Source organism: Yersinia entomophaga (assembly GCF_001656035.1).
Taxonomy (GTDB): domain Bacteria; phylum Pseudomonadota; class Gammaproteobacteria; order Enterobacterales; family Enterobacteriaceae; genus Yersinia; species Yersinia entomophaga.
This window is the reverse complement of record NZ_CP010029.1, coordinates 3,624,894-3,640,301: the sequence shown is the minus strand read 5'-3', so window position 1 is coordinate 3,640,301 and position 15,408 is coordinate 3,624,894. Positions and strand designations below refer to the sequence as shown.

The window sequence follows — 15,408 nt, the reverse complement described above, 5'->3', positions numbered from 1 at the left end:
CCATGAGTCAAAATCCGTCTGCCGGTCAGAGAGCGATCTCGCCGGCAAGTATTACAGCAGGCACAAACGTGTCTACTGCTTAGTCACGATACATGCTGAAATGGTGATGACAATCAATGAGCTGCTGTTTTGTCAGCATAAACACACCGTCACCGCCGTTGTGGAACTCCAGCCAGGTAAAGGGCACGTCAGGATACTGATCCATCAAGTGCACCATGCTGTTACCCACTTCGCAAATCAGAACGCCATCATCCTGAAGAAAATCAGGGGCGCAGGCCAGAATCCGGCGCGCCAGCGTCAATCCGTCAAAGCCTGCCGCCAGGCCCAATTCCGGTTCAAAACGGAATTCCTGCGGCAAATCGGACATATCTTCTTCATCTACATACGGCGGATTTGTCACAATCAAATCGTATTTAATCGGTGGTAAATCGCGGAAAAGATCGGAACGGATCGGCGTAACCTGATGTTCAACGCCGTGCTGCTGAATATTGTGCTCAGTCACCGCCAGTACATCCGCTGAAATATCAACGGCATCCACTTCCGCTTCCGGGAAAGCGTAGGCGCAGGCGATAGCGATACAGCCGCTACCGGTGCACATATCCAGAATATGGTTTGGCTGATGTGAAATCAGCGCTTCAAAACGGTTTTCAATCAGTTCACCAATCGGTGAACGAGGCACCAGAACGCGCTCGTCTACGTAATATTCCTGCCCGCAGAACCAGGCTTTATTGGTCAGATAAGCGACCGGAATGCGCTCGTTAACCCGGCGGATAACCCGCTCAACAATACGATGGCGCTCGCTGTATGTCAGACGGGCGTTGCGCATATCTTCAGGAATATCAATAGGAAGATAGATAGTTGGAAAGACCAGTTGAACGGCTTCGTCCCACGGATTATCCGTGCCGTGGCCGTAAAAAATATTAGCCGCGTTAAAACGGCTGACAGCCCAGCGCAACATATCCTGAATGGTGTGCAGTTCTTTCACTGCTTCATCGACGAAAATTTTGTCCAATTTATTCTCCAACAGGTATGCGTAAAATCAAGGTTTATGCGCCTAGTTTGCCATGAAGCCCGCGACAAATCAGCAGCTATACACATGTGAATGATACGCAAGCGATGAAAATATGCCAAAAGGGTGCAAAACTTTGTCGACATTTATTTAGACAGATAACATCCAGCAGGTAAACTGAGAAAATTGATTAGGTACTAAGAATAAATAATGAAAAATAAATTTCACTTGAGCAATGAGGAGCTGCAACTTTTCAGGGAATCGATCGCGGGAGCCAAAAAACTCAAACAGGACACCATCCTGCATCGTCAGGCACCACAGAAAGCGCATAAAATTACGCCGGTACGCCTGCTACAAGAGCAGGTCGATGCCAGCTATTACTTCTCTGATGAATTCCAACCGCATATCGATAACGAAGGCCCCACACGCTATGTGCGCCCCGGAGTCGATCATTTTGAAGTAAAAAAGCTGCGACGCGGCGATTACTCACCGGAAATGTTTCTCGATCTGCATGGGCTCACGCAAAAGCAGGCCAAACAAGAGCTGGGTGCCTTGCTGGCAGCCTGTAAACGCGAACACGTACACTGCGCCTGCGTTATGCACGGACACGGTAAGCACGTTCTGAAACAACAGACACCGCTGTGGTTAGCGCAGCATCCGGACGTATTGGCGTTTCATCAGGCTCCGAAAGAATGGGGTGGCACCGCCGCCTTGCTGGTTTTGATCGAATTAGCCGAATAAGTTAACCCAATAGTGAATTAGCCAAAAAAATAAAGGCGCGACAGCAAAACTGTTCACGCCTTTATTAATGATGCCGGTTAATCGTGCTTTTGGCCTTTTGGGTCAGAAGGCAGAAGGCAGAAGGCAGAAGGCAGAAGGCAGAAGTTTGTATCACACCGCAGCCGCTAACCTGTTTTCAGGTCATCCTCACAAGCCGTCAGACTTTGGCCATCAGCTGAGAGGGACTCACTTGCCAATCCAACTTGCCCATTCCGCTGTTCATGTCTAAATCGACACAGGCCATCGCGGAAGTCGCAAACATCGGCGCACATTGACCCGGACACAGCTCGGCAACCAAATAGCCCACCAGCGGAAGATGCGAAATCAGCAGCACTGAAGCGCAACCTTCTTTGGCCAGAGCCTGCAAATAGCAGGCCACCATCGCAGGATCCCCACCCGGCGTCAGTTCCGGCATCACTTCCTGCCCGTCAGGCAGAGTCAGCGCTTCTCTTACCACGCCAAGGGTTTGTTCCGCACGCAGATAAGGGCTGACCAGTATCTGCTCAATATCCACCGATTGGCTATTTAACCAGGCGGCTATCTGCCGTGATTCTTCACTGCCACATTGGGTCAGAGGCCTCTGTGCATCACTGGCTGCGTCAAGAGCCGCGTCGCCATGACGCATGATTAGAACTTGCATATTGCACCGCTTTTGTTAACAAAATAACGCTATACAGAAACGCAACGCGTGCTGTACCGCCGAGAACTTTGCCCTAAGACAAAGCAACTTCATCACGATAACGCGCCGTCTCTCTATGGCGGCCGGGCATTTTGCCTGAAACTCCACGTAAATAAAACGGCTGTTTTTACACCAACAAAACGCACCGCCAACCATTACTGTTTAATAAATAGCCTACTCAACAGTTTAATCCATTATTTATTCTCTACACAATGTAGAGCTACTAACTTAAAAGCTTATTAAATCTTAGCCAGTAAATTAAGGCTAAGGTAACGCGAGCACTGGCACCTGTACAGCAGGTAAAAACAGCAGAGTTACAGGCGGTGATCCCGCTCACATTCTAACCAAAAGGCATTCTGAACGCAGAATGCCTTCGGATTTACACTCATTCTGCTGCAGTAGACTCTTCCGCTGGCACCTCAGTTTCCGGGTAGAACACCGCCTTCTGCTCTGCCATCGCCACCAGACGCTCACAGGGGGCAAAACGCTCGCCGTATTGCTGTTCCAGTAGCTTCATGGTTCTGGCTGCAGTATCCAGACCCAGACGATCCAGATAACGGAACGGCCCACCTAAGAAAGGAGGAAAACCGATGCCGAAAACAGCGCCAATATCGCCATCACGCGGATTACGAATGATGCCTTCATCCAGGCAGCGTACCGCTTCGTTCAGCATCATCATCACGCAGCGCTGGGCAATAACTTCGCGCTGTATATGCGCTTTCGGCGTGACGCCTAATAGCCCATAAACGTTCGGATCGGCCTGTTTAGCGGGGCTTTTCCTCAGCTTAAAGCCCGAAGTTTTGGCCGGATAGAGATAGAAACCACGGCCATTTTTACGCCCTTTACGGCCATCTTTTAAAATTGCGTCCAGAGAAGCCGGAGCGGCAAAGCGCGAGCCGAGCTGTTCCACTAGAATCGGCATGATTTTGGTGCCCACATCGATCCCGACTTCATCCAGTAAATTCAGCGGCCCAACCGGGAAGCCAAAATCAACCAAAGCCTTATCGATTGACTCAATCGGCTCGCCGTCCAGCAAGCAGCGCGCCCCTTCGTTAATGTAGGGAGCAAGAATGCGGTTTACATAGAATCCGGCGCGATCGCCGACCACAATTGCCGTTTTCCCCTGTTTGCGGGCGAAGGCCACCGTGGTTGCAATAGTTTCTTCGCTGGTTCCAGCGTGAGGAATCACTTCCACCAGCGGCATTTTGTCCACCGGGCTAAAGTAATGCAAACCGATAACCTGTTCTGGACGTTTAGCCTCGGCGGCTATCTGGCTGATAGGCAAAGATGAAGTATTGGAGGCAAAAATAGTATGAGGCGCTCCGTGCGCCTCAATGTCGGCCACCATCTGCTGCTTCAGCGCCAGATCCTCAAACACCGCTTCAACAACGATATCCACATTGTCGAAGCCGCTGTAATCGGTAGTGCCGGAAATCAGCATCATTTGGCGCTGCCGTTCCGTTGGTCGCAGCCGTTTACTGCGTACCCGTTTGCCCAATGCGTCCCAGGTATATTTCAGCGCCTGATTAATACCTTGCGGATTAATATCTTTAATTCGCACCGGTAAACCGGCTCGGGTCGCAGTGACATTGGCGATACCGCCGCCCATTAAACCTCCGCCCAACACGCCAACCCGACTAATTTTGCGCGGTTGTGCCGTTGAGCCACTTTCTTTTTTCAATGACGTTGTCGCGAAAAATAAGCTGCGTAACGCCGCTGATTCCGCAGACATAGCCAGCTCGCCAAATGCCCGAGCTTCCGCTTCGTAGCCGCTCGGGCCGCCGTTATCCAGCCCCTGGCGAACGACATGAATAATGTGTTCTGCCGCCGGATAATGGCCTTGGGTTTTCGCCAACGTTTTCTTCCGCACGATATTGAATAATATAGATTTTCCTAGCGGCCCATTCAGCAAACGTTCCTGCCACGGCAGACTTGGCTTATCCACCCAACCAGCTTTGGCACGGCTAACGGCCACTTCCAGCAAGATATCCTGCGGAACGGCATCGTCCACCAGCCCCATTTTCAGCGCCTGCCTAGCGCGAATCTGGCGGCCAGTCAGCATCATATCCAGCGCTTTGCTCGCGCCGATCAATCGAGGTAATCGTTGCGTGCCACCGGAACCCGGCAATAGCCCTAATTGGACCTCAGGCAGCCCCAAAACGGTTTTATCATCCAATGAGCACACGCGGCCATGACAAGCCAGAGCCAGCTCCAGACCGCCGCCCAAGCAGGCTCCGTGGATAGCCGCCACAACGGGGATCGGGAACGCGGCAATTTGCGCTAACGTTGCCTGGCCTTTTTGCGCCAGAACCCTGGCATCCTGCGCGGTGCGACAGGCGGCGATCATGGTGATATCGGCTCCGGCAATAAATGAATCCGGTTTGCCCGAAACAATCACCAGCCCCTGTAATTGCGGCGAAGACTGCGCTTGTTGCAGCACTTGGGCAATTTGCTCTGCAAATTCAGCCTTTAAGGTGTTGACCTTTTCATTGGGGACATTGATGGTGATGACTCCGATGTTATCCGGCCGAATACTGAGCTGAAACACCGACTCGGTCGAAGGCATTGTGGCGTCTCCCCTGCCCTGTTCTACGCGATTTTCCATTATTCCACCTCTACAATCATGGCTGCACCCAGACCACCGGCGGCACAGGCGGTCGTTAAGCCCAATCCACCACCGCGACGACGCAGCTCATTCAACGTTTGCGTGATCATCCGCGCTCCGGTTGCCGCAAAAGGATGACCATAGGCGATAGAACCGCCCAAGACGTTGAATTTATCCATATCAACCTCGCCTATCGCCTGACTTCTCCCCAGATATTGTTGAGCAAAACTATCGCTGGCAAACATTTTCAGGTTAGCGAGCGTTTGCGCGGCAAAGGCTTCGTGCATATCGATTAACGTCAGATCCGCCAGCGTGATACCAGCGCGATCTAATGCCAACGGCGTGGCATAAGACGGCCCTAACAACATGTCCTGCCAGACGTCGATAGCGGAAAAAGCAAAACTGCGTAAATAGCCCAGAGGTTGCAGCCCCAATTCTTTGGCTCGCCCTTCGCTCATCATAATAACTGCTGCGGCACCATCAGTCAGCGGCGTGCTGTTTGCCGCCGTTACGCTGCCGTGCTTGCGATCGAATGCCGGGCGCAGCTTAGCGTATTGCGCCATGGTGGAATCTTTGCGCACATTATTATCTTCACTGATAGCCGCACGGTATGGTGGGATATAAGCGGTCATCACCTCATCCTGTAAATAGCCTTTTTGCCAGGCTTCCGCCGCCAGCTGGTGAGAACGCAGCGCCAACGCATCCTGATCTTCCCGGCTGATACCGTAGGTTTTAGCCATTTGCTCGGCGGTATCTCCCATACGCAAACCGGTGGAATACTCCGCCACTGCAGGTGCAACCGGCAATAAATCACGGAATTTCAAACGACTGAATAGTTTTAGACGCTGTGACAAAGTTCGGGCTTTATTGACGTCAACCAGCGTACGCGCCAGCGCTTTGCTGACGCCAATAGGTAAAACGGAGGAAGAATCTGCGCCGCCGGCGATGGCTATCCCCACCGACCCCGCAATAAGACTTTCGGCCACGTTCGCCACCGCCTGAAAACTGGTGGCACAGGCTCGGGAGACGCTATAGGCGTCAGTGTGTACGCTCATGCCGGTGCCCAATACGATTTCACGAGCAATATTCGGCGCTTCCGGCATCTGAACCACCTGCCCAAATACCAGTTGATCGATCAACTCAGGTGCAATTCCACTTTTTGCCAACAGCTCGCTGACAACAATCTTACCCAAATCAACAGCGGGAACCCCATGATAGGCGGTAGCTTGTTTAGCAAACGGGGTGCGCAGGCCGTTAACAATCGCAATGCGGTCGCCCTGACGCGTCACTAACGGAAGTGGCTTACTCATAAAGGCTCCTGAGAGATAAATTGGCATTTATTAGGATGCTAGGTTAACAGGTCTGACCTGATCCGATTATTGTTAACCAAACGTTTACATTTGGCAAACCTATTGAGGCCAAAAATGCGAGCAGGAGCAACTTTCAGAATAAAAAAGAGAGATAGGGAAAGAGGAAAACGAATAGACGGGAGAAAGAATAATAAGGAAATAGATTCAGTGATTAAATAGCGCGGAGCGAAAGCTCCGCGCTAAATACGGCCAGATTAACGCAGACCCAGCTGGAAAATCAGCATTTCTGCTTCACAGGCAAAGGTAAAATCAACGCTGAGTTGAACACCTTCTGCTACCGTCTCGATTCTTGGCTCAATCAGGCAAGGGTCGGATTCGACGGAACGCGCTTTTTCGATCAAGGTGTTTAGCATTGCTTCGGCTTCGCTCTGGCTGGCGAATACCTTGCTGTAGGACGCGGTACAATCGGTGTTATCCATCACAGTACCGACATCTACGCAGCAGCAGGCTGCGGTTTCTTCTGCATTACAGCGTTTAATTGCATCTGACATCTTCAATTCTCCTCAAGGGACATTTCAAATAGGTGCAAATTGCCATTTGTGATCTGGCTCAAAAATCGATATCTGCCGCTATTTTACTCCTGCAAACCCCGCATCACTAGAACTTACTGTTTATGTGCCTATTTAGTGACGAAAATCTCAGTTAAAGCATCGCAAAAATAATAAGTCATAGATTTATTGATATGGGCATGTAAGTTTTTTGTTAAGTGGATCTATTTTTTGCAATCAATTTCAATCAATTTCAAAAACATTCTTGCAACATTCCTACAGGTCAGACCTATACTTCAGCCACTGGTCTGATTTGTCAGATTGGTAACGGACCCTACAATCCCGCGCTCTCTTGTTACGCTATGTAACATAGTTTAAATAATAAACACATTAAAATGAGGTTTTGGTCATGAACCAGAAAAACCTGTTTACCCGATCAGCTCTGGCAGCTGCAGTGGCAATTATTTCTTCGAACGTTTCTGCGGCCGGTTTTCAGCTGAATGAATATTCAGCGGCTGCATTGGGCCGTTCTTTCTCTGGTGAAGGCGCCGTCGCCGACAACGCATCCGTAGGTAGCCGCAACCCAGCAGCTATGACGATGTTTGACCGTCCTTCATTCTCCGGCGGTTTTGTCTACGTTGACCCTAACGTAGATATCAGCGGTCAATCTCCGCTGACAGGCCGCAGCACCGACGCTAAAAATATCGCGCCATCTGAGTGGATTCCTAACATCCACTTCATTATGCCGCTGAATGAACAATGGGCTATCGGCGCATCCGGTACTTCCAACTACGGTTTAGCCACCGAATTTAATGAAGACTATATCGCCGGCTCACTAGGCGGTAAAACCGATCTGAAAACCGCTAACCTGAACCTGGCGGCTGCGTATCGTCTGAACCAAAACTTCAGCTTCGGTCTGGGCTTCAACGCCGTTTATGCCGATGCGAAAATTGTGCGTCACATTGGTGAAGCGGGTGGCCGTTTAGGTCTGCCAGCGCGTACCGAAGTTGCCAATATGGAAGGTAAAGAGTGGGGCTACGGCTGGAACGCCGGCGTGCTTTATGAAATCGATAAAGAAAATCGCTACAGCTTCACTTATCGTTCTAAAGTGAAAATCGACTTTGATGGCGATTACAGCAACCAGCTACCAGTAGCCTTTGGCGGAACTGGCGGTGCAATCGTTCCTGGTGCTCTGACACTGAACCTGCCAGAAGTCTGGGAAGTGTCCGGTTATAACAAAGTGGCACCGCAGTGGGCGATTCACTATAGCCTGGCCTACACCAGCTGGAGCCAATTCCAGGAGCTGAAAGCCACAGGTAACAACGGTAAGGTACTGTTCGAGAAGCACGAAGGCTTTAGAGACGCATACCGTATCGCGCTGGGTACAACCTATTACTACGACGATAACTGGACCTTCCGTACCGGTATCGCGTTCGATGATAGCCCGGTTCCAGCTCAAAACCGCTCCATTTCGATCCCCGATCAGGACCGTTTCTGGATCAGTGCCGGTACTACCTATGCGTTCAACAAAGACGCATCTGTTGACGTGGGTATCTCCTACATGCACGGCCAGAACGTGACCATCAACGAGAAAACGCCACCAGCATTGGGCGGCACGAACTACGAGTTCAACTCCAAAGGTACGGCAATGCTGTACGGCGTGAACTTTAACTACGCGTTCTAACCCCAAATCAGCCGGATAATGCGCCGTAGGGTGGATTATCCGACTGTGCGCCCTGAATCGGGAAGTTGACGAATTCGCGGCAACAAAAAAGCGCCTGAAGGCGCTTTTTTTATCTGTCACATATCAATCCGCTTTTATATATCAACCCGTTTTGATATATCAAACTGATTAGTTGGCTGAGTCGATGCTTTCCAGATCGCCCTGAATTGCCTGAGCATTTGGATTTGCTTCCGGTTTCAACACACCGCCGCTGGCGAGGAAATCGTTACGCTGGAAGTAAGCTTCACGCACCATCAGGTACGGATCGGAGGAATTACGCAACAGACCATCGGAATCCAACAATTGCGCACGAGTTTCAATCCCTTCAATCATCCATTTGCCCGCAGACATCCAGAATGTCAGATAGCTCAGCACCGGATAGACGTTATCAGCCCAGTCGCCGCCTTCCTGACGCACGGTAAAGCTGCCATAACCCGGCAACACCACATAAGGCCCGTAAGGCACATCGTAGTAGCCTAAGGTGCTACCGAAACGATGCGGTACTTCTTTTGCCAGTTTAGGGTTAGCCATACCCGCGACGTCAATCAGACCGCCCATACCCAATAAAGTGTTGAGGAAGAAACGGTTAAAGTGCTTCATCGCTTTGTACGGGTCACCGACCAGGAAGCTGTTCACCATGCTCGCCGGTTCTTCCAGGTTACCCATAAAGTTACTCACGCCGTTACGCGCAGGCTGCGGCACATAATCACGCCAGGCTACGGCAACGGGGCGAACTACATAAGGGTCAAGAACCTCATAGTTAAAGTTGAACATCGCCCGGTTAAAACCTTCCAACGGATCGGAGCGGCCTTGTTCCATCTGATCCGGTGAAGAACTGGCGCAACCCACCAATAATACGCTCGCGAAAGCCAGCCCTGTCAGGCGAAAATTCATATGTTTCTCCATGAAATTACGTTCAGCCCCTGCGCTTAGGGGATCTGTCTATTTATCTGGACGCTAATCTGCCCGTTACCGCTGAATTCCTGTACCACGCTTTCACCAAACCAGTCACCGCGCTGAGGATTTGCCGTACCGTCCAGCGATAAACGCACCCGAACTTTTACCTGATGCAAAGCAGAAAGCAACGATTCCGGCATCATCGCATTACTGTCATCCAGCGATAACGTCAGTGGGAATCGGCTCAGCGGCAGCTGTTTAACGGCCACAGGCACCGGACTCACTCCGTCAGTGACCGAAATAATCAGAGTCCCTTGCTGCGGTAATTTTTTAGCCGCATCGGGAGACAAAGAAACCGTCACTTCCAGTTTAGCTGTTTCCTGACCGGACTGTGCTTTTGCCTGCTGAATACTGCGTTTTATTACTTCAGCACGGGAATCGCCGGCAGGCAGCAATTTTAGCATAACTTCCCACGCGCCAATGGCTTGTTTGAAATCTCCCTGCTCAAAGGCATTAAATGCTAATAGACTCAACACTCGCGGGTTACCGTGATCCTGCGCCAACATGCTACGCAGCATTTGCGTGGCTTTCTGGTTATCTTGGGGATCGTTAGAACGGGTTAACACCTCGGCATAGCCTAGTTTCACGTCCATATTATCCGGCGCGAGCTGATAGGCTTTTTCAAACGCCTGCGTCGCGGTAGTCGCATTATTCAGCGCCATACCCACTCGGCCCAGCATCATCCAGTCGTTAACATTGTTATCGTCTTGCTGCAAAGCGGTGCGCAGCCCTAAACCCAAGCGCGCCACTTCTTCCATCGTCAGCGGCTCTGCTCGTTCATTGGCAACTCTGGCACGTAACTCCGGCATTTGCGCCTGTACTTCCCGCCACGCGTGCAACTGGGTTAAACCACCGGTTTTGACATAAAATCCTATGGCAACCAATACCAAAATCACCACGCCGGGCAACAAAGCCCAACGACTGATCGGGCTGGATTGTTCCGCCGGTTGCTCGGGAATATCTGTCAGTAGATTCTGCTGTAGCTCTTTGATCAGTTCCGGTCGCTCGGTGACCACGCCCTGCGCTTCGTCTTCTGCCAGTTCGTTTAATCTATCCTGATAAAAAGCTTTATTCAGATCATCCCGCGTAGTTTTGCGGTTATTATTGCTTTGTTTCATTGCAGGAACCACTAACAGGGCACCCGCTCCGGCCAGCGCAATGATTACTATTAGCCAAAAAGCCATTATGGTTGTTTCCCGTCAGTATTTGCCACATTCCGGTTTTCCGCTTCATTCTGCGCCAGTATGGCAGCCAGACGCTGCCGTTCCTGCTCCGGTAACTCGTCTTCAGCAAGCATCTGGTTACGGCGACGCCCGCGTAAAATGACGACCGCCCCGCCGATCAGCACAAACAGCGCTGGCCCCACCCACAAAATGAGCGTAGCGGCAGTCACCGGTGGTTCATAAGTGACAAAATTGCCGTAACGCGCCACCATATAATCGATAATTTCAGGTTTGGTTTTACCCTGTTGCATCAGTTCATACACTTTATTGCGCATATCTGCGGCAATAATGGCATTAGAATCCGCAATACTGTTGTTCTGGCATTTGGGGCAACGCAGCTGCTCGGTTAATTCCCGATACTGCTGCTCCTGTTGAACCGAACTGAACTGATAAGTATCAATGGCTGCGAACGCGCCCCAGCTCAGTAACATACCGAGGGCCAGACTGATTAGCCTCATGCGCCCTCCTGATACTTTTTATATAACGGTAGAATTTCCTGCTGCCAGACGCGATCGTTAAGATCCCCCGCATGGCGGTAACGAATGATACCTTGTCCGTCGATCAGAAAGGTTTCCGGAGCGCCGTAAACGCCTAAATCCAATCCCAGCATTCCATCACCGTCATATAAGCTCAGCGCGTAAGGATTCCCTAGTGTATTCAACCAGTTCACCGCTTTGGCACGGTCATCCTTATAATTCAGCCCGACCACGCGAATTCCCTGCGCCGCCAGTTTATTCAGATATTCATGCTCGGCGCGGCAGGTCGGGCACCAGGTAGCCCACACGTTAAGTAACATAGGTTTACCATCGTGCAGTACCGCCTGATCGTAGGTTTTTCCTGCCTGACCCAGAGATTCCAGCTTAAAGGTCGGAACGGGTTTACCAATCAGCGCCGATTCTAGCATCGTAGGATCTTCCCCTCCGGCATTGCGGCTCAGTTGCACTAAAAATGCCACCACCAGCAGCAGGAACAACACCAGCGGAATAAACAATAACTTAGACTTCATTACTGTACCTCCGGTGCGATACCGCGCGTTAATTTCTTACTCATCCGATAGCGCGGGTCCAACATACACAAAATACCGCCCACCGCCATAAATACTCCGCCGTACCAAATCCAGCGGACGAAAGGCTTGTAATATAACCTCACCGCCCAGGAACCATCCTCTAGCTCTTCCCCCAACGCCGCATACAAATCACGAGTCAGGCCACCGTCGATAGCCGCTTCGGTCATCATGGAGCGAGCTGTGCTGTAATAACGTTTCTCTGCGTGCAGCGTCGCTTCGGGTTTGCCGTTGCGGGTGACGTCGATGATACCTACGCCGCCGGTGTAGTTTGGTCCTTTAATGTCGTGAACATCGCGGAAAACAAAGTGATAATCGTGGATATCAATACCATCTCCCGATTTCATTCGGACATCGCGCTCAACACTATAATTCTGACTAAAGGCAATGCCAATTACCGTAACCGCCACGCCCAGATGCCCTAATACCATGCCCCAATGACTGCGGGAAAGGTGAGTCAGGCCGCGCCAGAAACCGTGGCGATGGGTTGCTCGCTCATGCAATTCCATTAGCGTCAGAATAATGACCCAGAAAGCCATCATCAAACCCACTACCGTCATTCCGGCGATACTGTCCTGCATTAACCAAGGCACTAAAATTGACAGTAACGTGGTTGCCACCAAGGCAACGCCCAAACGACGCCACAATTTGCTCGGTTCATCCCGACGCCAGCGTACCAACGGCCCTATCCCCAGCAACAGTGCCAACGGTGCCATCAGCCAAGTAAACATGGTATTAAAGAAGGGTTCGCCGATGGAAATACTCCCCAACCCCAGTTGTTTATGTACCAGCGGCAGCAAAGTCCCCAGTAGTACAACTAGCATGGCTGCGATCAGCAATACGTTGTTTCCTAACAAAAATGTCTCTCTAGAGAACACTTCATGCTGAGTACGGCTGCGTACCTGCGCCCCTTTCACCGCGTACAACAGTAAGGAACCGCCGATCACAATCACCAGATAGGCCAGAATAAACATACCTCGCGCCGGATCGGAGGCAAAAGAATGCACCGAAACCAATACGCCGGAACGCACCAAGAAGGTTCCCATTAAGCACAGGGAGAAAGCCGTGATCGCCAGCAGCACCGTCCACGCTTTGAAAGTACCGCGTTTTTCCGTCACCGCCAGAGAGTGAATCAGCGCGGTTCCGGCCAGCCACGGCATAAATGACGCATTTTCTACCGGATCCCAGAACCACCAACCGCCCCAGCCCAATTCGTAATAAGCCCACGCAGAACCCAGCACGATCCCCAGAGTGAGGAATACCCAGGCCGCCTGGGTCCAGGGCCGTGACCATCGCGCCCATGCGGTATCCAAACGCCCCGCCATCAACGATGCGATGGCAAAAGCGAACGCCACGGAAAATCCGACGTATCCCATATATAACAACGGCGGATGGAAAATCAGCCCGACATCCTGTAGCAACGGATTCAAATCCTGGCCATCTATCGGGAAATTAGGCAAAGTTCGGGTGAAAGGGTTAGAAGTCATGATGATAAACAGCAGGAAACCGCCGGTAATCATGCCTAATACGGATAAAACTCGCGCCACGGCGTCCTGCGGCATTTGACGGCTGAATAATGCCACCGCCAGCGACCAACAACTTAACAACAACACCCAAAGTAATAGCGAGCCTTCATGCGCCCCCCAGGTAGCAGCGATTCGGTAATACACCGGCAACTGGCTATTGGAGTTAGCCGCAACATAGGAAACGGTAAAATCATTCACTACAAAGGCATAGACCAGACACATAAACGATAGCGCGACGGTCACAAACATGCCGTAGGTCAATGGTCGTGCTACAGCCATCATTCGCGCGTCCTGCCGCGCCGCTCCCCACTGGGGGTAAATGCTCAGCAGCAGCGATATCGCCAGCGCCAGACATAACAGGAAATTGCCGATTTCAGGCATCATGAAGCGTTCCCCTCGTTCTGACCGTTGGTATAAGCCGCCGCCGGACGAACGTGATTTTCTTTCATCGCTTCAGCAACTTCCGGTGGCGTATATTTTTCATCATGCTTAGCCAGCACTTCTTTAGCATCCACCCGATTCCCTTCAGCAAAAACGCCCTGAGCTACCACACCCTGCCCCTCGCGGAACAGATCCGGCAAAATACCGGTGTAAGTCACGTCGATCGCACCGCGCGCGTCATACACCTTAAAAGTAACCTGTAGGCTCTGCGGGTCGCGTTTTACTGAACCGGGCATCACCATTCCACCAATACGCAGACGCTGCCCAACCTCAGGTTTTTCGTGCTTAGGCCCCTTCCCCTGTAAAATCTCGCCTGGGGTATAAAACAAGTCAATATTGGCTCGCAAGGCATAAAGCACCAGCGTGGTGGTCAAACCTATGCCGATTAATACCACTAAGGCCAGATACAGACGGCTTTTTCGACGTGGGTTCATTATTTTCTCTCCCGCTGCTGCGCCTGACGAATTCGCTGATCGCGTCTACGTTGGCGGCGAATACTCTTCAATAACCCTTGTTTCATCCACAGGGTATGCGCCCATAAACCAAGCAACGACAGCAAGGTCACGGCCACCGCCAGCCAGACATAAAAGGCGTAACCACCCATCGCGAAAAAATCCGCCCAAGAGTTGAATGCCGGTGTCATAGCGAGCGCTCCTTACCTAACAATTCCGCCACCCAAGGGCGATGACGCTCCTGATGTAAAATAAGATTACGTAAACGCATTAACGTAAGAGTGGCAAAAAAGAAGAGATAGCCGAAGATTGCCCAACGCAGCGGAGTACGCATGGTCGGATAAATGGTTTGCTGCATATCGGTAGAGCCTTGATGCAAGGTATTCCACCACACCACGGAAAAATGGATGATAGGTATATTCACCACGCCAACCAATACTAAAATACCGGCGGCTCGACCGGCCAGTTTTCGATCGTCAAATGCGTGATACAGCGCAATCACGCCGATATACAGAAACAGCAGTACCAACTCGGATGTCAGGCGCGCGTCCCACAACCACCAGGTTCCCCACATAGGTTTTCCCCAGGCAGAACCGGTAGCCAGCGCAATAAAGGTAAATACCGCCCCCACAGGAGCCATCGCCGCCACGGCCAAATCCGCCATTTTCATCTGCCAGACCAGCCCGATAAAGGCGGCTATCGCCATAGACATATAAATGCCCATCGACCAAATCGCCGCGGGCACATGCAGGTACATTATCCTAAAACTGTTACCTTGCTGATAATCAGCCGGTGCGAAGCCAAAGCCTCCCCCCCAACCGATAGCCAGACAAATGATGGCCGCTGCGCCGAACCACGGAATAAAGCGACCGCAGACTCTGTACAGCCTTTCAGGCTGGGCAAATTGATGAAACCATTTCCACATGTTGGTCATTGCTCACTATAAAAATGACAGTAATCGTCTTGGTAATTATCCTGCTAACTAAGCCGATACGGGTTGCGGTGCGCAATCTGCTCTAAATGGCGTTGGCTACCACATTCAATAAAAAATATGTTATTTCAAGCTGATGCGTCACTGCATGGTCGCCAGAT

General features: G+C 51.3%; 14 protein-coding genes and 1 pseudogene. 2 read left to right on the top strand and 13 right to left on the bottom strand.

Annotation, left to right across the window (positions count from 1 at the left end):
- Positions 1-79 precede the first annotated feature (79 nt).
- Complete coding sequence (gene prmB / locus PL78_RS16420) at positions 80-1,012, bottom strand: 50S ribosomal protein L3 N(5)-glutamine methyltransferase (RefSeq protein ID WP_064517126.1); 933 nt, start codon at positions 1,010-1,012, stop codon at positions 80-82.
- A 207-nt stretch (positions 1,013-1,219) separates the two neighbouring features.
- Here prmB and smrB point away from each other — a divergent pair, with 207 nt between their 5' ends.
- Positions 1,220-1,750, top strand: a complete 531-nt coding sequence (gene smrB, locus PL78_RS16415) for an endonuclease SmrB (RefSeq protein WP_064517124.1) — start codon at positions 1,220-1,222, stop codon at positions 1,748-1,750.
- 196 nt (positions 1,751-1,946) lie between these two features.
- Here smrB and sixA read toward each other — a convergent pair whose 3' ends face one another.
- The 4 genes and pseudogenes from sixA to PL78_RS16395 form a co-directional block, all read right to left on the bottom strand.
- Positions 1,947-2,429 (bottom strand): phosphohistidine phosphatase SixA, encoded by a 483-nt coding sequence (gene sixA / locus PL78_RS16410; protein ID WP_064517122.1) that lies wholly within the window; start codon positions 2,427-2,429, stop codon positions 1,947-1,949.
- Between the two features lie 424 nt (positions 2,430-2,853).
- Positions 2,854-5,007, bottom strand: a pseudogene (gene fadJ / locus PL78_RS16405) (fatty acid oxidation complex subunit alpha FadJ); the annotation flags it as partial.
- 65 nt (positions 5,008-5,072) lie between these two features.
- Positions 5,073-6,383, bottom strand: a complete 1,311-nt coding sequence (gene fadI, locus PL78_RS16400) for an acetyl-CoA C-acyltransferase FadI (RefSeq protein ID WP_064517119.1) — start codon at positions 6,381-6,383, stop codon at positions 5,073-5,075.
- Between the two features lie 254 nt (positions 6,384-6,637).
- A complete protein-coding gene (locus tag PL78_RS16395) occupies positions 6,638-6,934 on the bottom strand; it encodes a YfcZ/YiiS family protein (RefSeq protein WP_072080590.1) in 297 nt (98 codons plus the stop codon).
- A 406-nt stretch (positions 6,935-7,340) separates the two neighbouring features.
- Between PL78_RS16395 and fadL the strand changes: the two genes are divergently transcribed.
- Positions 7,341-8,615, top strand: a complete 1,275-nt coding sequence (fadL, locus tag PL78_RS16390; RefSeq protein ID WP_064517117.1) for a long-chain fatty acid transporter FadL — start codon at positions 7,341-7,343, stop codon at positions 8,613-8,615.
- A 168-nt stretch (positions 8,616-8,783) separates the two neighbouring features.
- Here the strand turns inward: fadL and mlaA are convergent, their stop codons facing one another.
- From mlaA to PL78_RS16350, 8 genes are read right to left on the bottom strand one after another with little or no spacing between them, the layout of a single operon-like run.
- The gene (mlaA, locus tag PL78_RS16385) at positions 8,784-9,548 is read right to left on the bottom strand and encodes a phospholipid-binding lipoprotein MlaA (protein WP_064517115.1); all 765 of its coding nucleotides are present in this window, start codon (positions 9,546-9,548) and stop codon (positions 8,784-8,786) included.
- 35 nt (positions 9,549-9,583) lie between these two features.
- Positions 9,584-10,795, bottom strand: coding sequence for a c-type cytochrome biogenesis protein CcmI (ccmI, locus tag PL78_RS16380; protein ID WP_064517113.1), 1,212 nt, complete (start codon positions 10,793-10,795; stop codon positions 9,584-9,586).
- Positions 10,795-11,292 (bottom strand): cytochrome c-type biogenesis protein, encoded by a 498-nt coding sequence (locus PL78_RS16375; RefSeq protein ID WP_064517111.1) that lies wholly within the window; start codon positions 11,290-11,292, stop codon positions 10,795-10,797. Before PL78_RS16375 ends, ccmI begins: the two co-directional genes overlap by 1 nt.
- Positions 11,289-11,840 (bottom strand): DsbE family thiol:disulfide interchange protein, encoded by a 552-nt coding sequence (locus PL78_RS16370; protein WP_064517109.1) that lies wholly within the window; start codon positions 11,838-11,840, stop codon positions 11,289-11,291. The genes PL78_RS16375 and PL78_RS16370 overlap by 4 nt, the downstream gene beginning before the upstream one ends.
- Entirely contained in the window at positions 11,840-13,807 is a 1,968-nt protein-coding gene (locus PL78_RS16365) for a heme lyase CcmF/NrfE family subunit (protein ID WP_064517107.1), read from the bottom strand. The genes PL78_RS16370 and PL78_RS16365 overlap by 1 nt, the downstream gene beginning before the upstream one ends.
- Complete coding sequence (ccmE, locus tag PL78_RS16360) at positions 13,804-14,298, bottom strand: cytochrome c maturation protein CcmE (protein ID WP_064517105.1); 495 nt, start codon at positions 14,296-14,298, stop codon at positions 13,804-13,806. The genes PL78_RS16365 and ccmE overlap by 4 nt, the downstream gene beginning before the upstream one ends.
- Complete coding sequence (gene ccmD, locus PL78_RS16355) at positions 14,298-14,507, bottom strand: heme exporter protein CcmD (protein ID WP_064517103.1); 210 nt, start codon at positions 14,505-14,507, stop codon at positions 14,298-14,300. The genes ccmE and ccmD overlap by 1 nt, the downstream gene beginning before the upstream one ends.
- Complete coding sequence (locus tag PL78_RS16350) at positions 14,504-15,241, bottom strand: heme ABC transporter permease (protein ID WP_064517101.1); 738 nt, start codon at positions 15,239-15,241, stop codon at positions 14,504-14,506. The genes ccmD and PL78_RS16350 overlap by 4 nt, the downstream gene beginning before the upstream one ends.
- Between the last annotated feature and the right edge of the window lie 167 nt (positions 15,242-15,408).